20 protein-coding genes are annotated in these 25,412 nt (G+C 72.0%); 10 read left to right on the forward strand and 10 right to left on the reverse strand.

All coding sequences use genetic code 11. The features are described 5' to 3' along the window. Positions 1-64 precede the first annotated feature (64 nt). The 9 genes from TPA0908_RS03670 (at position 65) to TPA0908_RS03710 (ending at position 9,537) form a co-directional block, all read left to right on the forward strand. On the forward strand, positions 65-940 hold the full coding sequence (locus TPA0908_RS03670) for an ROK family protein (protein WP_281934601.1): 876 nt from the start codon (positions 65-67) through the stop codon (positions 938-940). Positions 941-983: 43 nt separating this feature from the next. Beyond that, positions 984-2,507: an ABC transporter substrate-binding protein gene (locus TPA0908_RS03675; protein ID WP_281933455.1), complete on the forward strand. Its 1,524-nt coding sequence runs from the start codon at positions 984-986 to the stop codon at positions 2,505-2,507. 81 nt (positions 2,508-2,588) lie between these two features. Then, positions 2,589-3,530: an ABC transporter permease gene (locus tag TPA0908_RS03680; protein ID WP_107157937.1), complete on the forward strand. Its 942-nt coding sequence runs from the start codon at positions 2,589-2,591 to the stop codon at positions 3,528-3,530. Then, positions 3,527-5,326, forward strand: coding sequence for a dipeptide/oligopeptide/nickel ABC transporter permease/ATP-binding protein (locus TPA0908_RS03685; RefSeq protein ID WP_281933457.1), 1,800 nt, complete (start codon positions 3,527-3,529; stop codon positions 5,324-5,326). Before TPA0908_RS03680 ends, TPA0908_RS03685 begins: the two co-directional genes overlap by 4 nt. Then, the gene (locus TPA0908_RS03690; RefSeq protein WP_281933458.1) at positions 5,323-6,159 is read left to right on the forward strand and encodes an ATP-binding cassette domain-containing protein; all 837 of its coding nucleotides are present in this window, start codon (positions 5,323-5,325) and stop codon (positions 6,157-6,159) included. Before TPA0908_RS03685 ends, TPA0908_RS03690 begins: the two co-directional genes overlap by 4 nt. Before the next feature lie 14 nt (positions 6,160-6,173). Continuing rightward, complete coding sequence (locus TPA0908_RS03695) at positions 6,174-7,061, forward strand: sugar phosphate isomerase/epimerase family protein (protein ID WP_281933460.1); 888 nt, start codon at positions 6,174-6,176, stop codon at positions 7,059-7,061. Further along, positions 7,058-8,119 (forward strand): Gfo/Idh/MocA family protein, encoded by a 1,062-nt coding sequence (locus tag TPA0908_RS03700; RefSeq protein ID WP_281933462.1) that lies wholly within the window; start codon positions 7,058-7,060, stop codon positions 8,117-8,119. The genes TPA0908_RS03695 and TPA0908_RS03700 overlap by 4 nt, the downstream gene beginning before the upstream one ends. Position 8,120: 1 nt before the next feature. Next, complete coding sequence (locus TPA0908_RS03705) at positions 8,121-9,197, forward strand: Gfo/Idh/MocA family protein (RefSeq protein WP_281933463.1); 1,077 nt, start codon at positions 8,121-8,123, stop codon at positions 9,195-9,197. A 46-nt stretch (positions 9,198-9,243) separates the two neighbouring features. After that, positions 9,244-9,537, forward strand: a complete 294-nt coding sequence (locus tag TPA0908_RS03710) for an alcohol dehydrogenase catalytic domain-containing protein (protein ID WP_281933464.1) — start codon at positions 9,244-9,246, stop codon at positions 9,535-9,537. 119 nt (positions 9,538-9,656) lie between these two features. On the opposite strand, the gene TPA0908_RS03715 is transcribed toward TPA0908_RS03710, so the two are convergent. From TPA0908_RS03715 to TPA0908_RS03760, 10 genes are all read right to left on the reverse strand, one after another. After that, a complete protein-coding gene (locus TPA0908_RS03715; RefSeq protein ID WP_281934682.1) occupies positions 9,657-11,117 on the reverse strand; it encodes an endo-1,4-beta-xylanase in 1,461 nt (486 codons plus the stop codon). Positions 11,118-11,425: 308 nt separating this feature from the next. After that, the gene (locus tag TPA0908_RS03720) at positions 11,426-13,318 is read right to left on the reverse strand and encodes an EAL domain-containing protein (protein ID WP_281933465.1); all 1,893 of its coding nucleotides are present in this window, start codon (positions 13,316-13,318) and stop codon (positions 11,426-11,428) included. After that, entirely contained in the window at positions 13,305-13,925 is a 621-nt protein-coding gene (locus TPA0908_RS03725) for an RNA polymerase sigma factor (protein ID WP_281934604.1), read from the reverse strand. Before TPA0908_RS03725 ends, TPA0908_RS03720 begins: the two co-directional genes overlap by 14 nt. Next, positions 13,925-14,218 carry a hypothetical protein gene (locus TPA0908_RS03730; RefSeq protein ID WP_281933467.1) on the reverse strand — a complete coding sequence of 98 codons (294 nt, stop codon included), beginning with the start codon at positions 14,216-14,218 and terminating at the stop codon, positions 13,925-13,927. The genes TPA0908_RS03725 and TPA0908_RS03730 overlap by 1 nt, the downstream gene beginning before the upstream one ends. A gap of 212 nt (positions 14,219-14,430) precedes the next feature. Further along, on the reverse strand, positions 14,431-17,613 hold the full coding sequence (locus tag TPA0908_RS03735; RefSeq protein WP_281933469.1) for a helicase HerA domain-containing protein: 3,183 nt from the start codon (positions 17,611-17,613) through the stop codon (positions 14,431-14,433). Further along, positions 17,613-18,266 carry a hypothetical protein gene (locus TPA0908_RS03740; protein WP_281933471.1) on the reverse strand — a complete coding sequence of 218 codons (654 nt, stop codon included), beginning with the start codon at positions 18,264-18,266 and terminating at the stop codon, positions 17,613-17,615. The genes TPA0908_RS03735 and TPA0908_RS03740 overlap by 1 nt, the downstream gene beginning before the upstream one ends. After that, positions 18,253-18,867 carry an endonuclease domain-containing protein gene (locus TPA0908_RS03745; protein WP_281934683.1) on the reverse strand — a complete coding sequence of 205 codons (615 nt, stop codon included), beginning with the start codon at positions 18,865-18,867 and terminating at the stop codon, positions 18,253-18,255. The genes TPA0908_RS03740 and TPA0908_RS03745 overlap by 14 nt, the downstream gene beginning before the upstream one ends. A gap of 638 nt (positions 18,868-19,505) precedes the next feature. After that, a complete protein-coding gene (locus TPA0908_RS03750) occupies positions 19,506-20,789 on the reverse strand; it encodes a nucleotide sugar dehydrogenase (RefSeq protein ID WP_281934685.1) in 1,284 nt (427 codons plus the stop codon). Positions 20,790-20,792: 3 nt separating this feature from the next. Then, on the reverse strand, positions 20,793-22,361 hold the full coding sequence (locus TPA0908_RS03755; RefSeq protein WP_281934687.1) for a glycosyltransferase: 1,569 nt from the start codon (positions 22,359-22,361) through the stop codon (positions 20,793-20,795). After that, complete coding sequence (locus TPA0908_RS03760) at positions 22,358-23,935, reverse strand: glycosyltransferase family 4 protein (protein ID WP_281934689.1); 1,578 nt, start codon at positions 23,933-23,935, stop codon at positions 22,358-22,360. The genes TPA0908_RS03755 and TPA0908_RS03760 overlap by 4 nt, the downstream gene beginning before the upstream one ends. Positions 23,936-24,213: 278 nt before the next feature. Here TPA0908_RS03760 and TPA0908_RS03765 point away from each other — a divergent pair, with 278 nt between their 5' ends. Next, the gene (locus TPA0908_RS03765) at positions 24,214-25,398 is read left to right on the forward strand and encodes a glycosyltransferase family protein (RefSeq protein ID WP_281934691.1); all 1,185 of its coding nucleotides are present in this window, start codon (positions 24,214-24,216) and stop codon (positions 25,396-25,398) included. The last annotated feature ends 14 nt before the right edge of the window (positions 25,399-25,412 follow it).

Raw genomic sequence — 25,412 nt, forward strand, 5'->3', positions numbered from 1 at the left:
ACCTCGTGGTCGAGGTCGGCACGCGGGCCGGGACCCGGCCGGGCAAGCCGGCCATGATGCTCGAATTCAACGAGCGCGCCTACCAGACCGTCGCCCTGGACCTGAGCCACTCGACGCTCTACCGGGGGCCGTCCTTGACCTCGGCGGCACCGTGGTGGCCCGCCAGCAGGTCGAGATCGAGGGCAGCACCGGCGCCGACGCCCTGGCGAAGGTGACCGGTCTCGTCGAGGCGCTACACCGGCAGGTGACCGCGCCGCTCCTCGGCATCGGCATCGGCACGCCGGGCATCGTGGACCTCGGCGGCGTCGTCCTCAGCGCACCCAACCTGGGCTGGCAGGACATCCACCTCCAGGCGCTGCTCAGCGAGCGTTTCGCCTGCCCGGTGGTCGTGTCCAACGACGCCAACGCCACCGCGCTCGCCGAACGCAGCTACGGCGAGAGCGCCGCGGACACGCTCCTCGTCCGGGTCGGCGTCGGCGTGGGGGCGGGTCTGCTGCTCGGTGGCACCCCGATCCTGGGCAGTCGGTTCGCGGCCGGCGAGATCGGCCACGTGGTCGTGGACGCCGGCAGCGAGCGACCCTGCGTGTGCGGCAAGACCGGCTGCCTGGAGACCTGGCTGTCGACCCGGCGCATCCAGGAGGACCTGTCCGGGGCCCGCACCGACGCGGAGCGCGCCCGGGTGCTGACCGTCGCGGGCGAGGCGCTCGGCTCCGTGCTGGCACCGATCGTGGCCGCGCTCAACATCTCCGAGATCGTCCTCAGCGGACCGCACCGGGTGCTGGAGGGGCCGCTGGCCACGGCCGCGATGGAGACCATCCGCCGGCGCGCCCTGACCGAGGTCCACGGCGACATCGTCCTCCGGCTCTCCGAGCTGGGCGACGACATCGTCCTGCGCGGCGCGACCGCCATGGTCATGAGCCAACAGCTCGGAATCGCTTGACCCGACGCCGACCGGCGCTGGCTTTGCAGCAACAGAAGGGAACATGGTGCAACTACCCCGCACGCTGACGGCAGCGCTTGCCGCAGTCGCTCTCGCCCTCGCCGGTTGTAGCGGTGGCGGGCAGGCCAGTGAGGCCGGCTCCGCCCAACTCGTCCTCGGCAACAACGGCGACGTCCTGACCTGGGACCCGGCGGAGATGAAGGAGGGCGCGGTCATCCACTACGCGGAGGCCGTCTACGACCCGCTGCTCCGCAAGACCGCCGACTCGAAGATCGAAGGCAACCTCGCCTCCGAGTACGCGTACAACGACGACCTCACCGAACTCACGCTGAAGCTGCGCGACGGCGTCACGTTCAGCGACGACACCGCACTCGACGGCGAGGCGGTGAAGGTCAACATCGAGGCGCGGAAGAAGGGCGCCGGCAGCGCGTCCGAGGCGGCCCGGGCGATCGAACGGGTCGAGGTCGTGGACCCGAAGACGGTCCGTCTGCACCTCAGCGAGCCCAGCCCCGGCCTGCTCGCCGGCCTGGCGACGTACCTGGGATACATGGTGAGCCCCAAGGCGCTCGCTGCGGGCGGCATCGCCACCACCCCGGTCGGCTCCGGGCCCTACCTGCTCGACGCCGGCGCGTCCGAGAAGGGCGTCAGCTACAAGTTCACCGCGCGTGAGGGCTACTGGAACCGCGAGGCGTTCCCGTTCGAGACCGTGGTGATCCGTCCGTACGAGGAGTTCACCGCCCGCTACAACGCGCTCGCGACCGGTCAGATCCAGTTCATGTACGGGACCTCCGACATGGTGCCGAAGGCGAAGACCGACGGGCTCACCGTCAAGACGGTGCCCGGCGAGTGGCAGGGCATCATCCTCCAGGACCGGGCCGGCAAGGCGTCGGCGGCGCTCGGCGACGTGCGGGTGCGGCAGGCGATCAACCACGCGCTCGACCGCAAGGCCATCCTGGAGACCCACTACGGCGGGTTCGGCCAGGTCTCCACGCAGACGTTCAACCCGGCCAGCGAGGCGTGGGTGCCGGAGCTGAACGAGCGCTACCCGTACGACCCGGCGAAGGCGAAGGAACTGCTGGCGGCGGCGGGCTACGGCAACGGCTTCAAAATCAAGATCTCGTTCAGTGAGGGCTTCATGTCCCCGCTGGTGCCGATCGTCGCGCAGTACCTGTCCGACGTGGGCATCACGGTGGAGCAGGTGCCGGTCAACGGCTTCGCCAACGGCGGCCTGGAGACCCTGAAGGGCCAGCCGGCGTTCATGCTCTCCTTCTCCACCAACATCCCGGCCTGGACGGACGTGCTGAACAAGCTCACCCCGACGTCGCTGTGGAACAACTTCAAGTACACCGACGACACCGTCACCCGGCTGCTCAAGGAGATCCCCGCGGCGCAGGGCGACAAGCAGGCGGCGCTCTACAAGGAGCTGAACACCCACCTGGTGGAGCAGGCCTGGTTCGCCCCGATCGTCACGCAGGAGAACGTCTACCTGTTCAAGCCGGACATCGACGTGACCATGCAGCAGGCACAGCTCATGCCGAGCCTGCGCTTCTTCGCCCCGGCCAAGTAACCCGCCCGTCGATCCCCGGGTGGGCCGGTCACCACCGGCCCACCCGGCGGACCACCCCAGGTCAGCTAGGAGGTAGCAGGCATGTTGGGCTTCATCGGCCGGCGACTGGCCACGGGCCTGCTGTTGGCGTTCACGGTGGTGACGGGGATGTTCTTCTTCCTCATGCTCACCGGCTCCGACCCCGCCCGGGGCGCGCTCGGCCTCTACGCCACGGAGGAACAGGTCGCGGTCAAGCGCGCGCAGCTCGGCCTCGACCGGCCGGTCGTCCAGCAGTACCTGGACTGGCTGGGACACGTCGCGCGGGGCGATCTGGGTGTCTCGTCCGCGCAGAACGCCGACGTCATGGACCTCATCGTCTCGCGCCTGCCGGTCACCGTGTCCCTCGCGCTCGGCGCCGTCCTGGTGGCCGCCGTCCTGGGCGTCGTCCTCGGGCTGCTCGCGGCGACCCGGCCCGGGACGTTCGACCGCGCGCTCCAGGTGGTCATGGTGCTCGGCTTCAGCCTGCCGAACTTCTGGGTGGCGATCATCCTGGCGCTGGTCTTCGCCGTACGGCTGGGCTGGTTCCCCGCCACCGGCTACGTCCACCTGGGCGACTCACCCAGCGGCTGGCTCTGGTCCATCACCCTGCCGATCATCGCGCTGTCGATCGGGTCGATCGCCGCCATCGCCCAGCAACTGCGCAACTCCGTGATCACCGTCAACGGCCAGGCGTACGTCCGGACGCTCCGCAGCCGGGGCCTGTCGCAACGCCACATCCTGCTGGTGCACGTGCTGCGCAACGCGTCGCCGCCGGCGTTGACCATGCTCTCGTTGCAGTTCATCGCCGCGATGAGCGGCGCCGCCATCATCGAGCGGGTGTTCGGCCTCCAGGGCATCGGCGCGGTCGCCATCAACGCCTCGGGCAACAGCGACATCCCCGTCATCATGGGCGTCCTGCTCTTCACCGTGCTCGTCGTCGTGCTCGTCAACCTGACGGTCGACATCCTCTACGCCGCTTTGAATCCGAAGGTACGCAACGCATGAGCGCCGACACGACGGTCCGTGCGGGCCGCACCTCCAGAAGGCTCCGCGCCTTCCTCGGCAACCCGATGGGCGTGGTGGCCGGCGCCGTGCTGCTCGCCATCGTCGCCGCGAGCGTCCTCGCCCCGCTCCTCGCCCCGCAGGACCCCAACCTGGTGGTGCTCTCCGAGGCGCTCCGGCCGCCGAGCGGCGACCACCCGCTGGGCACCGACGGGAACGGCCGGGACATCCTCAGTCGGCTGCTGTGGGGCGGCCGGGTGAGCCTCCAGGCCGGCGCGATCATGGTGACCGTCGCGCTGCTGTGCGGGATTCCCGCCGGCCTGCTCGCCGGCTACCGCGCGAAGTGGTTCGACGGGGTGTCTAGCTGGATCTTCAACATGCTGATGTCCCTGCCCGAGATCCTGATCATCATCGTGGTGATCGCCTCGCTCGGCAGCGGCCTCGCCCCCACGATGATCACGCTCGGGGTGCTCGCCTCGCCGGACATCTTCCGGCTGACCCGGAGCGCCGTGATCGGCGTACGCGAGGAGCTGTACTTCGACGCCGCCCGCGTCGCCGGGCTGTCCGACGTCCGGATCATCTTCCGGCACGTGCTCTCCGTCGTGCTGGGGCCGGTGCTCGTGCGGTCCTCGTTCATCTTCGGCATGGCGATCATCGTGCAGTCCGGGCTGGAGTTCCTCGGCTTCGGTGACCCGCAGCGCCCGAGCTGGGGCGGCGAGCTGAGCAACGCGTTCCAGAACTTCCACCGCGCCCCCGAGCTGGTGATCGCGCCCGGCGTGGCGATCGGCCTCACGGTCATGGCGCTGGTGCTCTTCGGCACCGCGCTCGCCGACTCGCTCGGGATCAGCCTGCGGCGCAAGGCCAAGCGCGCGGCCCGCCCCGCCCGCACCGGCGACACCCCGGTCGACCGGATCGAGACCGGCGAGACGCCGGCCGACCGGGCCGCGTTCGGCGACGCGCCGCCCGCCGACACCCTCCTGCGCGTCGAGGACCTGGCGGTCCGGTACGTGGCGGAGGACGGCACCATTAAGGAGGTGGTACGCGGCGTGTCGCTGCACGTCGCGCGCGGCGAGGTCCTCGGCCTGGTCGGGGAGTCCGGCTCCGGGAAGTCCCAGACGTCGTTCGCGATCCTCGGGCTCCTGCCACCCGACGCCACCGTCTCCGCCCGGCAGCTCGCGCTGGACGGGCAGTCGCTCGTGGGATTGCGCGAGAGCGAGCTGCGCAAGCTGCGCGGCACCCGGATGGCGTACGTGCCGCAGGAGCCGATGTCGAACCTCGACCCGTCCTTCACGATCGGCGCCCAGCTCACGAAACCGATGCGGCACCGGCTCGGCCTGTCCCGGAAGGCCGCGACCGCGCGGGCGCTCGACCTGCTGGACCGCGTCGGCATCCCCGACCCCCCGCGTACCCTCGCCGCCCATCCCCATCAGCTCAGCGGCGGCATGGCCCAGCGTGTGCTCATCGCCGGTGCCGTCTCCTGCGACCCGGAGCTGCTCATCGCCGACGAACCGACCACCGCGCTCGACGTCACGGTCCAGGCCGAGGTCCTCGAACTCCTCCGCGGCCTGCAACGCGAGCGCGACATGGGGCTCGTCCTGGTCACCCACAACCTGGGTGTGGTCGCCGACATCTGCGACCGGGTGGCGGTCATGCGCGACGGCCTCATCGTCGAGCAGCAGCCGGTCGCCGGCCTCTTCGCGAACCCGCGACACGAGTACACCCGCATGCTCCTGAACGCGACCCTCGAAGACGCGCCGCCCCGGCGGGAGCGCGGCGACCTCCAGGAGGTGGGGTCGTGAGCGCCCCCGACGACACCGGCACGCCCCTGCTCGACATCCGCGACGTCGACGTCGTCTACCGCGGCGCCGGCTGGCGTCGCCCGTCGTTCCACGCGCTGCACGCCGTCTCGATGCGGGTCGGCGCGGGCGAGACGGTCGGTCTGGTCGGCGAGTCCGGCTCCGGGAAGACCACGCTGGGCCGTGCCGTGCTGGGCCTCGCCCCGATCACCGGCGGCACGGTCACGTTCGACGGCGTCGACATCACCCGCGCGAACCGGCGCGCCCGCCGCGCGTTGAGCCGCGACATCCAGGTCGTCTTCCAGGATCCGTACTCGTCGCTCAACCCGGCCATGACCGTGGAGACCATCCTCGCCGAGCCGTTGCGGGCCCAGGGCGTGGCCCGGGCCGAGGCCACCGCGCGGATCGGTGAGCTGCTGCGCCAGATCGGCCTGGAGGCGGACGCCGGCCGCCGGTATCCGCGCGAGTTCTCCGGCGGGCAGCGGCAACGCATCGCCATCGCGCGCGCCCTGGCGCTGAAACCCCGGCTCATCGTCTGCGACGAGCCGGTGAGCGCGCTCGACCTGTCCACCCAGGCCCGCATCCTCGACCTGCTCATCGACGTGCAGGAGAAGACCGGCGTCGCGTATCTCTTCATCTCCCACGACCTGTCGGTGGTCCGCTACGTCTGCCACCGGGTCGCGGTGATGCTCAAGGGCCGGATCGTCGAGACCGGCGACGGCGACGTGGTCACGTCCCGGCCGGAGCATCCCTACACCAACCGGCTCCTCATGGCGTCCCCCATTCCCGACCCGGTCCGCCAGGCCGAACGACGCCGCCGGTACGCCGCCCTCTAGGAAAAGGAAACATCGTGCAATTCGGCTTCAGCTCCTACTCCTTCTACCAGCACCTGCGTACCGGCCGGATGAGCCTCTTCGAGGTCATCGACTGGATCGCGGCCAGCGACGCCACCCACATGGAGATCGCGACCGTGTCGCTCTCCCCGGAGATCTCCAACGACACCTCCACCCTCGACCAGGACCCCGATCTCGTACGCGAGATCAAGACCCGCGCCGCCGACCAGGGCGTCACGCTGTCCAACCTGGTCGTCCCGGCCGACCTGCTCGGCGCCGACGCCGACCGGCACATGCAGCGGGTCAAGCGGCACCTCGACGTGGCCGCCGAGCTGGGCATCACGCTCTTCCGCCACGACGTCGCCAAGTGGGCGCACCGGGCCAGGGACGTCGCCGAGTTCGAGGCGCTGCTGCCCCGCATGGTCGAGGCGTGCCAGGAGATCGCCCGCTACGCCGCGCAGTACGGCATCACCACCAGCGTGGAGAACCACGGGCTGCTGATGAACGGCGGCGAGCGGGTCCGACGGCTCATCCACCTGGTCGACGAGCCGAACTTCAAGACCACGCTCGACGTCGGCAACTTCATGTCGGTGGACGACAACCCGGTGGTGGCGGTCGCCGGCAACGCGCCGTACGCCAGCATCGTGCACCTGAAGGACTTCTACGTCCGCTCGCAGTTCCCCGGCGACGGCTGGCACCACACCCCCGGCGGCACGTACCTGCTCGGCTCCATCGTCGGCTACGGCGACCTGGACATGCGCCGGATCGTGCGGGGGATCCTCGACGCCGGCTATGACGGTTTCGTCTCCATCGAGTTCGAGGGCATCGAGGAGTGCCTGATGGCGAACCCGATCGGCCTGGCCAACGCGAAGCGGCTCTTCGCCGAGGCGGGGGCCCCCTCATGAGCCGGCTCGGCGTGGGCGTGATCGGCGTCGGCAGCATCGCGGACATGCACCTGGGCGCGTACGCCGCCAACCCGGACGTCCATCTCGCCGGCGTGTTCGACGTCAACCAGGAGCGGAGCGCGCAGAAGGCGGAGACGTTCGGCGTGACCCGCGTCCATCCCACGCTCGACGGCCTGCTCGCCGATCCGGAGATCGACGCGGTGAGCATCTGCACCTGGAACGACACCCACGCGGAGATCGCCACCGCGGCGCTGGACGCCGGCAAGCACGTCCTGGTGGAGAAGCCGTTGAGTCGTACCGCCGGGGAGGCGCAGGCGCTCGTCGACGCGGTCGCGCGCAACGACCGCCATCTCCAGGTCGGTTTCGTCCGGCGGTTCGGCGCGAACGCGCTGGTGCTCAGGTCGTTCGTCGACGCCGGGATGCTGGGCGACGTCTACCACGCGCGGGCGACGAACATCCGACGGCTCGGCAACCCGGGTGGCTGGTTCGCCGACCGGGCGCGGTCCGGCGGCGGGCCGCTCATCGACATCGGCGTGCACGTCCTGGACCTCTGCTGGTACTTCATGGGCACGCCGCGGGCGGTCACCGTCAGCGCGGTCACCCACTCGCCGCTCGGCAACCGGGCGAACGTCACCTCGCTGTCGCGCTACAAGGTCGCCGACTACGACCCGACGCGCAGCGACGTGGAGGACTTCGCCGCCGCGCTGATCCGGTTCGACAACGGCGCGTCGTTGATGCTGGAGACCAGCTACTCGCTGCACGCGCTGGAGGACCGCCTCGAAGTGGCGGTCTTCGGCGAGCGCGGCGGCGCGGAACTCGAACCGGCGCTGCGCATCGCCACCGAGATGCAGGACACTGTGCTGAACGTGGCACCCCAGATCGACCATCTGTCGTTCGACTTCGCCGAGGGGTTCGCCAACGAGATCGCGCACTTCGTCGCGCTCTGCCTCGGCGAGGCCGAGGAGGTCGCGCCCGTCTCGCACGGCGCGGAGGTGATGCGCATGCTCGACGGGATCTACGAGTCAGCGCGGACCGGTCGAGAGATCAGGCTCTCCTGACATGGCCGACGCACGGGGACCGGTCCGGGTCGGCGTGGTGGGATGCGGCAACGTCAGTTCCCGGTACCTCGCCAACCTGGCCGGCCAGCCGGCCGTCACGGTCGCCGCCTGCGCCGACGCCGACCCGGCGCGGGCCCGGGCGCTCGCCGCCGCCCACCGGGTGCCGGCGGTGCTCCCGGTCGACGACCTGCTGGCGGATCCGGGTCTCGACCTGGTGCTCAACCTCACCCCGCCCCGGGCGCACGCCGAGGTGAGCCTGCGCGCGCTGGCGCACGGCAAGCACGTCTACACGGAGAAGCCGCTGGCCACCACCATGACCGACGCTCGCCGCGTCCTCGACGCCGCGCGGGCCCGGTCGTTACGGGTCGGCACCGCGCCGGACACGTTCCTGGGCGTCGGGGCGCGGACCTGTGCGGCGCTCGTCGCCCGGGGCGCGATCGGCACGCCGACCTCGGTGGCCGCCGCGATGATGAATCCCGGGCCGGAGCGGTTCCACCCGGAGCCCGAGTTCCTCTACCAGGAGGGCGCCGGCCCGCTGTTCGACATCGGGCCGTACTACCTCACGGTGCTGACCGCGCTGATGGGTCCCGTCGTCCGGGTGGGGGCGCTGGGCGGCACGGCGCGGGCGCAGCGGGAGGTGCTGACCGGGCCCCGCGCCGGGTCGACCTTCCGGGTGGAGACCCTCACCCACATCAACACCGTGCTGGAGTTCGCCGGCGGGGCGCTGGGCACGCTGGTGACCAGCTTCGACGTCGCGGCGACGCGTACGCCGCACCTGGAGATCCACGGCACCGAGGGCACCATCGTCGCCGCGCAGGCCAACTCGTGGGGTGGCCCGGTGCTGCTGAAGGGGCCGGGCACCGACTTCGTCGAGGTGCTCCCCGGCCCGCGGGGGTCCGACGGGTTCATGGGGATGGGGCTGGTGGACATGGCCGAGGCCATCCGGACCGGAAGACCGGCGCAGGCGACGGGCAACCGCGGGCTGCACGTGCTGGAGGTGCTCACCGCCATCGCCGACACCGCCCGCACCGGCGGCGGCTTCGCCACGATCGGGTCGACGCTGGAGACCGCCGGCTGAGCGGAGGCTTGCGCTGGAGCGAACTCCAGCGCCTGGCGTCGCCGCCATGGCACAGACGACAGGCATGGCACTGACGTCGCCCGGCGGAAGCTGGACGCCGTACACGTTCGAACGCCGGGCTCTGCGCCCGGACGACCTCGCGGTCCGCGTCACCTGGTGCGGGGTCTGCCACACCGACCTGCACGCGGCCGAGGCGCTGACCGCGGACGCCCCGCCGGGCCATTTCGTGGCGCTCGGCCCCGGCACCCGGAGCACTCCGCGCAGCGGCTGCGGATCCTTCAGGAGCAGGAGGAACGGCTGCACCGCCGCCGCGCCGAGCTGGACGAGGACCTGCGGGTGATGCGGCACAAGATGGCGGATTTCCGCGACCTGATGGCGCACGGCCGCACCTGCGAGGACGACGACCTGCCCGACGACTGCGGTGGCCCACCGTCACCACGGTGAGCCACCGCCTGTCGGTCAGTTGGCGACGAGCCGGAACTGCTGGTTGGCCTGGCCGTTGCAGTCGTAGAGCTGGACCTGCTGGCCGTTGGCGGTGCCCCAGACGTCGAGGCAGCGGCCGGACTGCACGCCGCTGATGGTGCCGTTGGAGTTGACGTTCCACTGCTGGTTGGCCTGCCCGTTGCAGGCGTAGATCTGGACCGCCGCGCCGTTGCCGGAGCCGGCCGCGTCCAGGCAGCGGCTGCCACCGTAGATGGTCAGTTGCTTGCTGCTGGTGTACGTCCACTGCTGGTTGGTCTGGCCGTGGCAGTCGTAGAGCTGCACCCGGGTGCCGTTGGTCTGCGACGAGTTGGGCACGTCGACGCACCGGCCGGACTGGCTGCCGACGATCCGGCTGGCGCCGCCGGACGGCGGCGGCGTGGTCGGCCCGGAGGTCGGCGTCGCGGTCGGCGAGGTGGTCGGCCCGGGGCCGTCCGCGTTGAGCGCGTTCAGGACCGAGGTGTACGCGGCCTTCTTGTTGCCGCCGCCGTCGAACAGCAGCGGGTTCTCGTTGGAGCGCCACGAGTCACTGTCGCGCACGCCCCACACGGTGATGCCGATGCAACGCGGCACGTTCAGGCACGCCTGGGTCAGACCCTGGTACTGCGAGGTCGACGAGTTGGTGACGTCGACCTCGGTGAGCGCCACGTCCACGCCGAGCGCGGCGAAGCTGGACAGCGTGGTCTGGAAGTTGCTCGGCAGCGAGCTGCCGCCGGTGAAGTGGGTCTGGAGACCGACGCAGTCGATCGGCACGCCCCGGGACTTGAAGTCCTGGATCATCCGGTAGACACCCTGCGTCTTGCCGTACGACCAGTTCTCGATGTTGTAGTCGTTGTAGCAGAGCTTCACCGACGGGTCGGCCGCCCGCGCGGTGCGGAACGCCACCTCGATCCAGTCGTTGCCGGTGCCCTGGAGGTTGGAGTTACGGCGGCTGCCGTCCTCGTTGAACGCCTCGTTCACCACGTCCCACGCGGCGAGCTTGCCCTTGTAGTGGGCCATCACACCGTTGATGTGGTTGATCATCGCGTTGCGCAGCGTGCTGCCCTGCATGTTCTGCATCCAGCCGGGCTGCTGGGCGTGCCAGGCCAGCGTGTGACCGCGCACCTTCAGGCCACGCTGGGTGGCCCAGTTGTAGATCTGGTCACCGGAGTTGAAGTTGAACTGGTTCTGGTTCGGCTCCGTCGCGTCCGGCTTCATCTCGTTCTCGGCCGTGATCATGTTGAACTCACGCGCCGCGATGGTGCTGTACGTCGAGTCGTTCAACCGGCTCGCCGCGATGGCGGTGCCGAAGTAGCGGCCCGACTGCGCGGCGGCGGCGCCCAGCGTGCTGGCGGCCTGGGCCGGGCCGGGCACCACAAGTGCGGCCCCGGCCAGGGCCAGCGAGCCGGCGGTGGCGGCCAGCAGCAGGCGGTAGGGGCCACGCCTTAGTAGACGTTTCATGACACTCCTCTACATATCGGATGAGGATGCGCAAGGCTGTGTGCACGGACCGCGCACCTGGCGGGGACACCACCGGGACGGTGGTGCGCGGTCCGGGTCACCGGCCCCGAAACTTCCGGAAGACTACCGGTAACTTCACCGCAACATACTCGCGACATGTTGATCGGTCAACGTCAATGAGCCCAGAAGCTGGCTCGGCACAGTCGCCGAAACTTCCAGTCCCCGGGTGCCCCGCGTCAGGCGATGCGGGGACCGACCGAGATCCGTCAACTCGTCCGGACCGCGGCTCGCACCGCGCCCGACGACGATCAGCCGAGCGCGGTGTACTGCGGCGGGAACCGCAGTTCCAGCTCCACCGTCTGCGCCTCCGTCCGGCTGACGGTTATCGGCTCGGGTCGTCCGGTCCGGTAACCCTGGGCGAAGTCGACCCCGAGGTTCCGCAGCAGCTCGATGGTCTGCTCGTCCTGGACGTACTCGGCGGCGACCCGGATGCCGAGCGCCTCACAGAGCTTGACCAGCATGGACACCAGGGCCTGACTTGCCGGCGACTGGCAGAGGTCGACGATGAACGTCCCGTCGATCTTGACGAGGTCCACCGGGAGTTGCTTCAGATGGGTGAGCGTGCTGTAGCCGGTGCCGAAGTCGTCAAGTGCCAGGTGGCAGCCGACCTCTCTGATCCCCGTCGCGAAGGCCAGCGCCTCGTTCCGGTTCTCGATGAGGGCGGTCTCGGTGATCTCGAACGTCAGACACTCCGGCTTGACGCCGTGCCGGTCGATCGCCTCGGTCACGAAGGCGAGCAGCCCCGGGTCGGCGAGCGACCTGCCGGAGAGGTTGACCTGGTAGTGGGAGGTCTGGGCACCCCGGCCGATCAACTCCAGGGCGTGGTCGACGACCCACTTGTCCACCGTGAGGATCTCCCCGACCCGCTCGGCCATGTCGAGGAAGGCCCAGGGTGCGACCGGCTCACCGGTGTCACTCCGCACCCGCAGCAGGATCTCGTGGCGGGTGACCTGGTTGAGCTGGAGATCGACGATGGGCTGCGCGTACAGGGCGAATCTGTTCGCCGAGACCGCGTGCCGCACCCGGGAACGGCACCGGTCCGCCCGCTCGCCGTCGGCGACCGGCTGGTCGAGCACGGTGATGGAGGCCGCGTTGCGGCGGGCGTCGCGGGCCGCGTGCTCGCCGTCGACGAGCAGGTCGAATCCGCTCGCACTGATCCCACCGCCGAAATGCACCACGCCCGCCGAGGTGTTGAGTCGCACCGTCTTCTGCCGGACGCTGAACAGGTGGTTCCGGAACCGCTCGACGATCCGAGCCGCCAGGCGCTCGGCGTCGTCCCCCGCCGGCGTGAGGAGCACTCCCCACAGGCCGGAGCCGACCAGGCCCCCCGTCAGCTCGCTCCCGACGACCGTACGCAGGAGACGGGCGACCGCCGCGGTCAGCTGGTCGCGGTCCTCGTCGGTGAGTGCCTCCGGCAGCCGGGTGGCGGGTTCGGTCGCCACGACGACGACGGCGCCACCGGTGGTGCGGCGGGCCCGATCGACCTTGTCGATGACGTAGCCGCGGGTCGCCAGCCCGGTGAGGGCGTCCCGCGCGGCCGGGTCGGCGCAGAGCATGCGGCTGCGGACGGCGAGCCGGCGACGTTCGCGCCGGGCGAGTTCGAGCGTGGTGACGTCCTCACCGGTGGCGACGATTCCGGACGGCTCGCCCTGGTCGGTCGTGATCTCCAGGTGGCAGTGCACGTGGCGGATGCTGCCGCCGGGGCGGATCACCCGGAAGCCGACCTCGCCGGGACGCTTCCGCTCCCATACGGCCCGGACCGCCGCACGGACCCGCCCCGCGTCCCCGGGATGCACGAGGCCGAGAAGCGTGTCGGGGGTGAGCCGGAACGTTCCTGGCGCGTGCCCGAAGATCCGCGCCATCTCGTCCGACCAGAAGATCCGCCCGACGCCCTCGGTCCCACCGGCCGTCCAGGTGACGGTGCCCAACTTCGACAGTTGGGCGGCGCGCGCGACCCGGGCCGCCTCGTCTGCGTCGCAGGTCAACGGGTCGACGAGGTCGGCGTCGACCAGGATCTTGTAGCCCTCGGCGAGTGAAACGTCGTACTGGCTCTGCGCGGCGCGCGCGACCCGCCGCGCCCGGGCGAGTTCCAGCGGGCTGGGCGTGGTCTCGGCCAGGGCCAGGATGTCATCGAGATCCACGGCTCTCCCCCTGCCGCCGGTGACCGTCCGGGCCGGTGTAGCCGGCCTCCTCGGCCAACTCGCGCAGCCCTCGCCGGGCGGCCACCTTGTAGGAGCGGACGCTGTTCTCGGTCAGCCCGAGGATGCGGGCGATCTCCTGGTTGGAGAATCCCTCCTGCGCCATCTGGAACACCTCGGCGTGCCGCGTCGGGAGCTGGTGCAACCAGCCCCGCAGCGTCTCCTGCGCCTCCCACACGTCGGCGATGTTCGAGCGCGGCACCGGCGGCAGGTCCTCCGGGGCCATCGCGGCCTCCCGCTGACACCGCTGACGGTCCTTCATGATCTTGAACCGCGCGGTGACCACGATCCAGCCGATCGGCCGGTCGTGGGCCCGCAGCTCGGACCACTTGACCCGCCCGTGCAGGTACGCCTCGTTGAGCGCGTCCTCGACCACCTCGCGGTCCCGGCACGCCGACCTGAGGATCCGCTCGACCTGGTGGTAGGAGGCCTCGGCGAACACGGCGAACTCCTGGTCGTGCGCGGCCTTCACGCGAGCGGCCTCAGCCTTCCGTGCCGTCTCGCGGTCGGCCTGGTCCGTCGTCAGGACGGCGGTGCCCTCGAACTCCATCACGCCGCCTCCTCGACGGCCTCGGCCTTCGCCACGCCGCGGCCACCCAGCTCCACCTCGCGGTGCCCGTCGCGGTCGCGCTCCACGATCCGCACCATGTCGTGGTCGGTCTCCGCGAGCCTGATCAACCAGGTGACCCGGGCTGTGGTACGTGTCGTCGCCTCGCGTTCCTCCTGTATGCGTGCCCGGTACGCGACCCACGCGCGCACCAGTCCGGCCGCTGCCCCCGCGACGGCCACAGCCACGGCCATCACCTGATAGCCGGTGAGCGGTTCCGCCAGCGCTTCGTTCATCGTTCCCCTGCCCCCTTCGGTCGCCAATTACTATCCGTGGCGGGCAGCGGATGTAGACGCCTCCGCGTCCACAATGTTCTCGAAGATCGATGATCAAGGCTTCTGGCAGCGCATACAGCACAAAGTCATCTCATCGGAACGCTGCGCAAAGTGGTCATGACAATCCCATGGGGGCAATTTGCGCGCAGCTTTCCGTCACTCTCGGCTACCGATCAACCACCACGACCGGTCCCGCGCGCCCGGTCCAGCACCTCTTCGACCGTGAGCGGGCTGCGCGGGTGGTGGCTCAACGACAGCGGCGTGCGGATCTTCCGCGGCGCGGCGCCCTCGGCGGCGAGATAGAACTCGCCCACCGTCAGCCGGGAGATGTCCGGCACGTCCCCGCCCTTGGCCCGGGCCATCTCGCGAGCCGCCTCGATCTGGATGGGGCTGTTCATCAGGCCGTACACCTGGGTCGCCGCGTTGCCGGGGATGCGGTTGTGCAGCCCCTTCGGCGCCTGCGTGGCGAAGATCAACCCGAGCCCGTACTTGCGGGCCTGGGCGGCCAGCGCCAGCGTGCTCTGGGTGCAGGCGGTCATCGCCCCCGACGGGGCGAACGTCTGCGCCTCGTCCATCACGAGCAGCCCCAGCAGCGGCCGGTCACCGGCCGGGTGCTTCTTGATCCAGGCGAACAACGCCATCTGGAGCTGGTTGACGAAACTCTGGCGGACGTCGTCGGACGGCAGCCCCACCAGGCTGACGACCGAGACCCGGGACCGCTTGCCGGCGGCGGGGGTGAGCAGCACACCGGGGTCCATCGGTGTGCCCTCGCCGCCGAAGAGCGGGTCGTTCACCATGGCGGCGGTGAGCGTCTGGGCGAGGCCGAGACCGATCTTGTCGGCGTCCTCCAGGTGGATGATCCCGTCCGGCAGGTCGGCGAGCGTGTCGACGAGGCCCTTCAACCGGGAACCGCCGCGCCGGCCGTAGTGCTCGACGGCCTTGCGCAGCACCGCCAGCCCCAGGTGCGCCCGGGTGGCCCGTCCGGTGACCATGGCGCGTGGCGCGAGCGCCACGACAGCCGCCTCGACGGCTTCGCCGAACTCGTCCGGGTCGTCGCGCACGCTGGTGAAGTCGGGCAGCGGCTGGAAGCTCAGCGGACGGCCCGAGCTGCGGCGCGGCGTCCAGACCACCACGTCGGTGTGGGCCAGGTAGTCCGCCGCCCGGTCCGCGTCACCCGGCCGCCACTGCGGCGGCGGGTCGGGCCACGCCTCCCCGAGCCGGGCGAGGTCGTTGTTGGGGTCGAGCACGATGGCGGAGACACCCGCGAGGGCGCACTCCTCGACGATGCGGCGGATGAGCACGGTCTTGCCCGACCCGGAGCCGGCGAAGATCGTGGCGTGTTTCCGGAGCGCTTCCAGGGCCAGCGGGACCGGCGCGTCGTCGTCGTACCCGTGTCCCACCACGAACGCCGACCCGGTCGCCGCCGTGGGACCGCTCGCGGCCGAGGGCGGCGTGGGCCGGGTCGCGGGCCGGGTCGATGCGGGCGCCGGTGGCGGTCCGCCGGCCGCCGTCCACCCGTCGACGTCCGCCAGCGCGTGCCGCAGGAACGCCAGGCTCCGGGTCGGACGCCGCTCCGCCAGCCAGCCTCGCAGGTCCATGGTGGTCTCGGCGAGCATCACCCGAAGCGCCGAGAGGGTCCGCAGGTCCTCGTCGTCCAGGCCGATCGTCCGGCCGCCCGCCGCGTGGAACGCGTCGAGCGTCCTACGGGTGGCCGCGCTGGTCGACCAGTCGCGGTTGCGCAGCAGGAACAGTTTGCGTTTCGTCAGCCCGGTGTCCAGGGCCGACGCCACGCTCGCCTTGCGGAGCCGGGCCAGCGCCGCGTTGCCGTGGTGGTTGTCGCTGATTGCCCGGAAACACCAGTGCACCTGGTCCTCGGTGTGCTCGTTCAGCGTCAGGCGCAGCCGGGCGTGCAGCGGCGGGTCCGTGCTCGGCGGCGGATCGACGCTGAACGCCGCCCCGGCGTCGCCGCGTTCCAGGATCCAGGCGGTGAGCCCGGCGGTCAGCAGTGCCGGCATCGTCCCGTCCTCCGACGCCCGATCGCGCGGCGCGACGAGGTCCGCGGCTGCTCGCAGCTCCGCGAAGCGGGCGTCGTAGCGGTCCGTCTCCTCGGCGGTGGCCGTCGCCGGAGTGGGCCGGGGCACCCGGGACGACGCGGCGGACGGTTCGCCCAGGCCGGTCATCTCCCGGACCTCGTCGTCGGCGAGGCAGGCCCGGATGTGCCCGTCAATCTCGATCAGCAACTGGCGCGGGGTGAACGATCCGGCCCCGGCGAAGGCGCGCGGGGACACCGGCCACGAGGGGTACGGCGGGGAGAATCCGACCCCCTGGTAGCGCAGCGCGAACCGCTTCTCGACGATCGCCCGGCCCAGGTCGGCGTCGTCGATGCGGCGCAGCATCGGCGTCTCCCGGAACCGGTCGGCCACCGTGTCGGCGGCGGTGGACCGGATGATGGTCCACGAGTTCGGGATGCAGGCGAGCACGGTCAGCGTGCGCCGCGTCGTCTGGCGCAGCGACATCAGGCCGTCCGCCATCCGGGCCAGCGTCAGCGCCTGCTCCGGGCTCATCGCGGCGCCCACCACGGCCGGGTCGCTCTGGATCGCCAACTGGGCGATCAGCGTGTCGATCTGGTCGATCGCCACCACGGACGGGCCGGTGAGCGCCAGCAGCCAGGACAGGTCCTGCACGATCTGCTGGGCCGGGCGCGGCACCCGACGCATCCCCCAGGCCGCGCGTTCACCGGGCGTCATCTCCTCGCCGGAGAGGAAGTAGTTCTCCGCGACGTCCCGGTGGGAGATGTTCTCGGAGGCGCTCAGCGCGAGCGCCCGCGCCGTCTCCTGGCAGGTACGGGCCGCGTGCCTGTCGAAGTCGCCAAGCCCCTCCAGGAACGCGTCGAGTGCGGCGCGGGTGAGTTCGGTGTCGCCCATCACCGCCCGGCGGGCCGTCCGGGGCGCGCCCACCAGCGCCGACAGGCGCCGCAGCAGCAGCTTGAGCTGCGTCTCCGGGCTACCGGGCACCGGCCGGGCCAGGCCGTCCAGCATCGCGGCGAGCACCCCGTCCCAGAAGCTTTCGGCGTCGAGCAGGCCGACCAGGAAGAAGTAGCCGCCCCGCTCCTGCACCCGCTCGCGGATCACGCCCAGCAGGTGGGTCTTGCCGGACCCCCGCTGACCCTGGACGACCAGGCCGAGCGGGCTGCCGTGCGGGTTCGACGCGGCCTCGTCCACGCCGGCGAGGACGTCCCGGACGACCGGGAGGTGCAGGCCGTCGACGTGGAAGGGCAGCGGGCGCCACACGTCGTCGGGCACCGGCGCCCAGTCGAACCGCAGCGCTGCCAGCGCGGCCCGTTCCGCCTCGTCCATCACACGCCGATCGCCAGCAGGTGGTTCTCCTGCCCGCCGAGTCGCAGCGCCGCCACGTGGTCCGCCTCGGTGAGCGTCTTCTGGTTCGACTCCGGTGCGATGCTCACGCCGTCGCTCCGGCTGAGCCCGCGCAGCGCCTCGTCCAGGTGCTCCCGCGACACGTCGGCGAAGAACGGGCGCAGCCGGCGCAGGCTCACCCAGGCCCCCGGCTCGTCGGCGAGCGCCCGGTAGGCGCTGACCACGCGCGCCTCCATCGACCCGGTCGGCCCGGCCGCCGGAGCGGATGCCGGAGCGCGCACGTCGGTCAGGGCGAACAGCTCAGCCAGCGTGGCGCAGCCGCTGCGCGCCAGGACGCGTTCACGCAGATTGGTCTGGAGGGCGGCCAACGCGGCACCGAGCGCGGACGCGCCGCGCAGCGTGAAGTCGAGGTCGGTCTGCATGCGTACCCAGCCCTTGTCGTCGAGCTGGAGGGCGTACGTCGACCCGCTCCGGCGGCTGGCGACGTACTGCAGACGGGTGAGCTTGTCCCGCTGCGGCTTACGTACGTCAAGCTGGTAACGGTCGCGGAGTTCGGTGTTCAACACCTCCCGCGCCTCGGCCATGAGCACGACGAGGATCGCGCTCTCGGATGCGGTCAGCTCATCGCCGGCCATGCTGCCGTCCTTCCGCCATGTCCCGGCGACGGGCCCGCAGATACGTGCCGATCTGCTGGACCACGGCGCCGACGTCGTGGATCACCCGGGCGTTCGTGAAGCGCAGGACCGTGTAGCCGTCCAGTTGGAGCTGGACGTCGCGCTGCCGGTCCGCCTCGTAGTGGACCGGACGGCAGTGCTCCGGCCCGTCGATCTCCACCACGCACCGTTCGTCCGGCCACAGTAGATCGAGTCGCACCGGCGTGGCCAAGCCGTGCGACTGAAAGCTCTGGTTCCACCGTCGTCCGGCCGCCCAGCTCTCGGCCGCGAGTGCCGCCTCCAGCCGTTTCTCGACGTCGCTGCCCGGATGTGGCTTCCCCACCGCCGGGCCGCCGGGGAGCAGGGCGCGCGGTGGCGCGAGCCGGAACGCCGGCAACCCTTCCGGCCCGGCCGCGCCGGCCCCCACCAGCCAGACGGCCGGACCGCCGTGCTGCCCGAGCCAGGTGGCCCCGGCCGCGACCACCGCGCCGTCGGCGGCCGCCGGTTCGACGAGCAGCACCACCCGCCGCCGCCCGAACGCGCCGGCGACGAGGCGGGCCAGCGCCGCCGCCCGGGTACGCACCGGAAGCGGCGTGGTTGTTGGTGGTGGCCCGTCGGCCGGTCACCGCGTAGCGGGCCAGGTCGGGCAGGAACGTGCCGGGATACCGCTCGCGGCGGGCCCGCGCGGTGGCCGCGGCCCGGACGCGAGCTGGCGGCGGGCAGCAGCAGCACCCCAACCGTGCCGGTGACGCCCGGACGCACGGCGGCGAGCACCAGCAGGACCACCGACAGGTCCCGCAGCAGCCGCCGGAACGTGGCGCCCACACCGGCCTTGGCGAGCAGCTCGGCCGTCCCGGCGTACCGGACGGCCAGGGCCGCCTCACCGGCGAGGGCGACCACCGCGGCCACCGCGTACGGGACCACCAGGCCGAGCGCCCCGGCGAGGATCATCACGCCGTACCCGAGGAGCGTCGCGCCCACCGCGGCGAGGCCCTGCTGGCTGCGTACTCTGCTGAACAACGACACGCTCCCTGTCTGCCCGCCGCTGTCGGCGAGGCCCGATACCGGACGGCTGCGACCCTAAACGGGTCAAGTGACGCAAGTATTACCGGGGTGTCCGAGAGGTGAACATCGGACGACGACTTTCACGCCCGGTACCCGCCGGGGCACAACACGAAGCGGGCCCCGGCCGTTCCGGCCGGGGCCCGCCGCGCAGCCTGATCAACCGCCGATGACCACCCGGCGCACGCCCGCCCAGCGGGCCGGGTCGGTGACCCGACGGCCGTCCACCAGCACCGTCACGCCCGGCAGGTCGGCCGGGGTGAGGTTGCGGTACTCCGCGTGGTCGGCCTGGATCACCGCCGCGCCGACCGGCTCACCGTCGTAACCGGGCAGGCCGTGCGCGGCCAGCTCCTCGTTCGAGTACATCGGGTCGGACACGTAGGGCGTCGCGCCCCGCCGGCGCAGCGCCTCCACGGTCGGGAAGACGCCCGAGAAGGCGGTCTCCTTCACGCCGCCCCGGTAGGCGGCGCCCAGCACCAGCACGCCCACCCCGGTCAGGTCGCCGTACGCGGCGGCGAGCAGGTCGACCGCGTAGTCCGGCATCGCGGCGTTGGCCTCACGCGCCGAGCGGACCACGGTGGCCGCCGGGTCGTTCCACAGGTACATCCGCGGGTAGATCGGGATGCAGTGGCCGCCGACCGCGATGCCCGGCGAGTGGATGTGGCTGTACGGCTGGGTGTTGCACGCCTCGATCACCTTGGTGACGTCCACGCCGACCGTGTCCGCGAAGCGGGCGAACTGGTTCGCCAGGCCGATGTTCACGTCCCGGTAGGTCGTCTCGGCGAGCTTGGCCAGCTCGGACGCCTCCGCCGAACCGAGGTCCCACACGCCGTTGGGCTTGTCCAGGTCGGCCCGCTCGTCGAAGTCGAGCACCGCCTCGTAGAACCGCACGCCGTGCGCGGCGGACGCCTCGTCGATGCCGCCGACCAGCTTCGGGTAGCGGCGCAGGTCGGCGAAGACCCGGCCGGTGAGCACCCGCTCGGGGCTGAACACCAGGTGGAAATCGGTGCCGGCGGTGAGGCCGGAGCCCTCGGAGAGCATCGGCGCCCAGCGGCTGCGGGTGGTGCCGACCGGAAGCGTGGTCTCGTAGCTGACCAGCGTGCCCGGCTTGAGGCCACGGGCGATGGCCCGGGTGGCGTCGTCCATCCAGCCGAAGTCCGGTACGCCCTCGGCGTCCACGAACAGCGGCACGACCACGACGACCGCCTCCGACTCGGCGACCGCGGCGGCGGTGTCGGTGGTGGCCGACAGCAGCCCGGCGGCGACCGCCTCCTTCAGCTTGACGTCCAGGTCGGCCTCACCCGGGAAGGGCACGGCACCGTCGTTGACCAGCTGGACGACCCGCTCGGAGACGTCGGCACCGATCACCCGGTGCCCCTTCGAGGCGAACTGCACGGCGAGCGGCAGGCCGATCTTTCCGAGCGCGACGACGCAGATGTTCATGAACTACTTTCCTCCAGAGGGCCAGATGCGGCGCAGGCGGGCAAGGAACCGACCGGGGGTCACCGGCGTGATCGCGACGATCACGTGGCCCTTGTGGTTCGTGGTGGGTGTGACGAGGTGCAACCGGGCGCCGTGGCGGGCCAGCAGCTTGGGCGCGGCGACGGGTCGGTCGGTGCGCATCGGCGCCGAGCCGGCCCCGTCAAGCGCGGACACCTCGGCGCGTACCGTCCGCCGTTCCCCGTTCGGCGCGACGACCGCCAACAGCCGGTCCACCGCGAAGTCGGTCCGTACGACGGTACCGGGCCCGTCCGGCGTCACCGACGTGGCACCCGTGAGATCGCCCACGCTCACCCGCAGCGCCTCGGCGCTCAGCTCGGCCAGCTCCGCCCACCGGCTCCGGGCGGTGACCACCAGGGCCCGCGCACCGGCGGCGTCCCGCCCCCAGGCCAGCCCGGTCGCGGTCAGCTTCGCGAGCTGCGCGGCGGCACGGTCGGTGACGTCGTACCAGTCGTCCGGGTAGCCGAACGCGGGGTCGCGGAACCCGACGTGGTGGGCGTACCAGCGACCGTCGTCCACGGTGACCTCGGGCAGCGTCTTGTCGGCCTGCTGCCCGATCAGCTCGCGCAGCGCGTCGAGCCCGCCGTCGCGCGCCACCGCCAGCCGCACCCGCAGGGCCGGCTCCATCCGGGCGAGCACGCCCTCGGTGAGGTACGCCCCGGCCAGCTTCCGGACCCGGTCGTGGACGTGCTGCTGCACGTCCGGGGAGAGGGTCAGGAACTCCTCGCGGAGCAGCTTCGCCACCTCCCAGCTGAAGTGGCGCACCAGCACCGCGTCCCGCTTCGGGCCGGGCCCGATCAGGCCGGCCACGAACGCGACCAGCTCCTCGGCGCAGCGCAACCGCTCGGAGAAGCGGCTGGCGTAGGTGATGTTCTGGGCGTTGTCCCGCTTGACGGCGAAGTAGTAGTCGTAGTCGCCGAGGACCGAGACCTTCTTCGCCCGGAAGCACGCCTCCAGCGTGAACGGCTGGTCGCTGCCCATCGGCATGTCGGTGCGGAAGCGCAGCCCGTGCTGCTCGACGAGGTCCCGGCGGAACAGCTTGGTGTTCGACAGCGACCAGGGCAGCGCGCTGTCGAACAGGTCGAGCCGCTCCGCGGTGCAGGCGTACGCCGCCTGGTGCACGTAGCGCTTGTTGGTGCCGACCATCCGGCCGAGCACCACGTCGGAGTCCCACCGGTCGGCGGCGGCGACCAGGCGCTCCAGGGCCTCCGGCCCGAGGTGGTCGTCGGAGCCGACGAAGAAGACGTAGCGGCCCCGGGCGTGGTCCAGCGCCAGGTTGCTCGGCGCCGCCGGGCCACCGGAGTTGGCCTGGTGCAGCACCCGGACCGTCCCCGGGTAGCGGGTGGCGTAACGGTCCAGCTCCGCGCCGCTGCCGTCGGTGGAACCGTCGTCGACGGCGACGACCTCCAGCCGGTCCCGGCCGATGGTCTGGCCGACCAGCGAGTCCAGGCAGGCGGTGAGGTACGGCATGGTGTTGTAGACGGCCACCACCACCGTCACGTCCGGCTGGCTCACGCGCCCACCTCCACCGAAGCCGGAACCGCCGCCGGAGCCGGCGCGGGCGCCGGCGTGGCCGGGCGGGGCGGCGCGTCGGGCAGCAGCCGGGCGTAGACGTCGTCGAGCACCCGCGCCTGCGCCTCCCACGTCCAGTCGGTCAGCAGGCCCGGCCGGTCGTACGCGGCGCGGTACCGCGCCGGATCGGCGAGCACCGCGGTGACCGCCCGGACGAAGTCCGCCACGTCCTCGGCGCGGAACACCTCGCCCTGGCCGGTCTCCCGGACAGTCTCGGCCATGGTCCGCACGTCGGAGACGACGAGCGGCAGGCGGGCGTGTGAATACTCGAAGAACTTGGTGATCAGCGCGATCTCGTGGTTCGGCCAGTGCTGGATCGGGATGACGCCGACCTGCGCGCCGGCCAGGAAGCGGACCACCTGGTGGTGCGGCACGTACGGCAGCACGTGCAGCCGGTCCGCCACGTCCAGCTCACCGGCCCGGGTGACCAGACCCCTGACGTACGCCGAGGTGGGTTTGTTGACCACCAGGGCGACGTGCGCGCCGGGCAGCCGGGGCAGCGCCTCGACCAGCACGCCCAGCCCGCGCTTGGCGGCGGCCACCCCGCTGTAGACCAGCAGCGGGGCGTCCGGCCCGAGCCCGCACAGCGCGCGGATGTCCGGCACCGGCCCGGTCGGGTCGGCCGGCAACTCGTCGACCGCGGGGGCGTTGAGCACGACGGCCGGGCGCTCGGCCAGCCGGTGTTCCTCGCGCAGCAGGTCGGCCAGGCCGCCGGAGACGGTGGTGGTGGCGTCCGCGTACGGCACGTACTCCCGCTCGTGCGCCACGTTGCCGGGCAGCCAACGGGCGTTGTCCCGCCACGGCTGCACGCCGGGGAGGTATTCGTGGGCGTCCCACACCAGCGCGATCCGCCGGCCCGTGGCGGCGGCCCGGATCTTCGCGCGGGCGCCGACGCCGAGCATCCGGAAGTCGTTGGCGTGGATCAGGTCCGGCGCCAGCTCGTCGACGACCGGGCCGTACGCCAACTCGTAGTCCCACAGGCCGGGCTCCAGCCGGCGCCACGCGCCGTCGCCGCGCAGCCGACGCCAGAACGCCGTGTACGCGCGGTCCCAGGGGCCGTCCAGCTTGCGGCCCTTGCGGGCGCGGGTGAGCTGGCGGTTACGGAACCCGACCCACCGACGGGTCAGGCCGGCCAGCTTCTCCTCGGCGCGCAGCGTGGCCCAGGGCAGCCCGCCGGGGCGGCCGGCGCCGGACTCGCGGGCCGCGGTGGTCAGCGCCGCCCGGCGGACGGCCAGGTCCGCGCGCCACGCCCGGACCGTCTGGGTGCGGTGCGCGGCGACGCCGCTCGGCGGGTACGCCAGCGGATGCCGCAGCCAGGCGCGGCGGAACTCGTGCCGGCGACGGGACAGCGGCTCGGCCATGGGGATCAGGCGCACCTCGGCGGCGCCGAGCCGCCAGCTCTGCGGCTGGCCCACCGGCGCGCGCCCGAGCAGGACGACGTCCCAGCCGGCGTCGGCGGCGGACCGCGCCGCCTTCTGCACCCGGGAGTCCCCGATGACCCCGTTGTCCACCAGCATGACCACCCGTCCCCGGGTGCCCGCCGCTGCGGTCGTGCCGTCAGATCCCATTCCTGCCCGTTCCGTCGTCGCCAGCACCGCGCCCGCGGACCCGAGCGAGTCTACGACAACGGTTCCGGCCGCCACGCCGGCCGCCGTCGGCGATCCGTGACCTGTCGCGCCGATTGCTACCCTCCATGCTGTTCAACGACCGGTGCACGCCCCGGGTCGTCGCCGGGCCGGCGGCACGCCGCCCGCCCACGGCCCGCGTGCCGCCGGATCACACCAGGTCAGCGCGGATGGATCAGACAATGGACGTGGTGACGACCGAGGAACCGAGCCGCCCGGCGTCGGCAGCGCCCGACCCGCCCCGGCCCACGCCCGCCGGGCGGCTGCGCCACGCCGCCCGCGCCGCGCTGCCCGCGCTGGCGGTCTACGCCGTGATCCGCCTGATCGGGCTGCTGACCGTCTGGATCTGGGCCGGCAACGTGGGGAGCAACCCGGTCGAGCAGCTCACCCGGGCCGACGGCGGCTGGTACCTCGCCATCGCGCAGCACGGGTACGACGGGTACGAGAAGACGCAGAGCAACATGGCGTTCTTCCCGCTCTACCCGGGCCTGACCGCGGCCCTGGACCGGATCTCCCCGCTCAGCCCACGCGAGTCGGCGCTGCTGGTGGCGTGGCTGGCCGGGCTGGCCGCCGCGTGGGGGCTGTTCGCGATCGGCGCGTACCTGCACGACCGGCGCACCGGCGTCCTGCTCGCCGCGCTCTGGGCGGCAATGCCGCACGCGGTGGTGGAGTCGATGGGCTACAGCGAGAGCCTGTTCACCGCGCTCGCCGCGTGGACGCTGTACGCGCTGCTGCGCCGGCACTGGGTCACCGCCGGGGTGGTCTGCCTGTTCGCCGGCCTGACCCGGCCCACCGCCTCGTCCCTGATCCCGGTGGTCGGGCTGGCCGCGCTGCTGGCGGTGCTCCGGCGGCGGGACGGCTGGCGGCCGTACGCGGCGCTGCTGCTCGCGCCCGCCGGCTGGCTGGCGTACCTGGCCTGGGTGGGGGCGCGGACCGGACGGCCGGACGGCTGGTTCCACATCCAGTCGGCCGGCTGGGGCACCTCGTTCGACTTCGGCGTCTACACCGTCGACCGGGGGCAGCAGGCGCTGGTGCAGGTGGCCGCGCTGCCGCTGCTGGTGGTCACCGTGGTGGCGTTGGTGTCGCTGATGTTCTTCGTGCTGAGCGTGCTCGACCGGCAGCCCTGGCAACTGCTGCTCTACAGCGGCCTGCTGCTGGTGACCACGCTCGGCGCGGCCGGCTACTACCACTCCAAGGCGCGGTTCCTGCTGCCGGCGTTCCCGCTGCTGCTGCCGGCGGCCGTGGGCCTGGCCCGGGCCGGTCGGGCCCGGGCCGTCACGGTGCTGGTGACGCTCGTCGTGTTCTCCGCCTACTTCGGGGGGTACCTGCTGCTGATCTGGACGAAGTCGCCCTGACCGGCCCGCCGCCG

The organism is Micromonospora sp. AKA38 (genome assembly GCF_027925725.1).
Taxonomy (GTDB): Bacteria; Actinomycetota; Actinomycetes; order Mycobacteriales; family Micromonosporaceae; genus Micromonospora.

Coding starts and splice junctions, on each gene's coding strand:
- TPA0908_RS03735 (WP_281933469.1), bottom strand. CDS start 17,613: ATGGACGAGGCGGAACGGGCCGCGCTGGCAGCGCTGCGGTTCGACTGG.
- TPA0908_RS03730 (WP_281933467.1), bottom strand. CDS start 14,218: ATGAACGAAGCGCTGGCGGAACCGCTCACCGGCTATCAGGTGATGGCC.
- TPA0908_RS03740 (WP_281933471.1), bottom strand. CDS start 18,266: ATGGCCGGCGATGAGCTGACCGCATCCGAGAGCGCGATCCTCGTCGTG.
- TPA0908_RS03710 (WP_281933464.1), top strand. CDS start 9,244: ATGGCACAGACGACAGGCATGGCACTGACGTCGCCCGGCGGAAGCTGG.
- TPA0908_RS03725 (WP_281934604.1), bottom strand. CDS start 13,925: ATGGAGTTCGAGGGCACCGCCGTCCTGACGACGGACCAGGCCGACCGC.
- TPA0908_RS03760 (WP_281934689.1), bottom strand. CDS start 23,935: ATGCTGGTGGACAACGGGGTCATCGGGGACTCCCGGGTGCAGAAGGCG.
- TPA0908_RS03680 (WP_107157937.1), top strand. CDS start 2,589: ATGTTGGGCTTCATCGGCCGGCGACTGGCCACGGGCCTGCTGTTGGCG.
- TPA0908_RS03675 (WP_281933455.1), top strand. CDS start 984: ATGGTGCAACTACCCCGCACGCTGACGGCAGCGCTTGCCGCAGTCGCT.
- TPA0908_RS03700 (WP_281933462.1), top strand. CDS start 7,058: ATGAGCCGGCTCGGCGTGGGCGTGATCGGCGTCGGCAGCATCGCGGAC.
- TPA0908_RS03685 (WP_281933457.1), top strand. CDS start 3,527: ATGAGCGCCGACACGACGGTCCGTGCGGGCCGCACCTCCAGAAGGCTC.
- TPA0908_RS03715 (WP_281934682.1), bottom strand. CDS start 11,117: ATGAAACGTCTACTAAGGCGTGGCCCCTACCGCCTGCTGCTGGCCGCC.
- TPA0908_RS03750 (WP_281934685.1), bottom strand. CDS start 20,789: ATGAACATCTGCGTCGTCGCGCTCGGAAAGATCGGCCTGCCGCTCGCC.
- TPA0908_RS03705 (WP_281933463.1), top strand. CDS start 8,121: ATGGCCGACGCACGGGGACCGGTCCGGGTCGGCGTGGTGGGATGCGGC.
- TPA0908_RS03765 (WP_281934691.1), top strand. CDS start 24,214: ATGGATCAGACAATGGACGTGGTGACGACCGAGGAACCGAGCCGCCCG.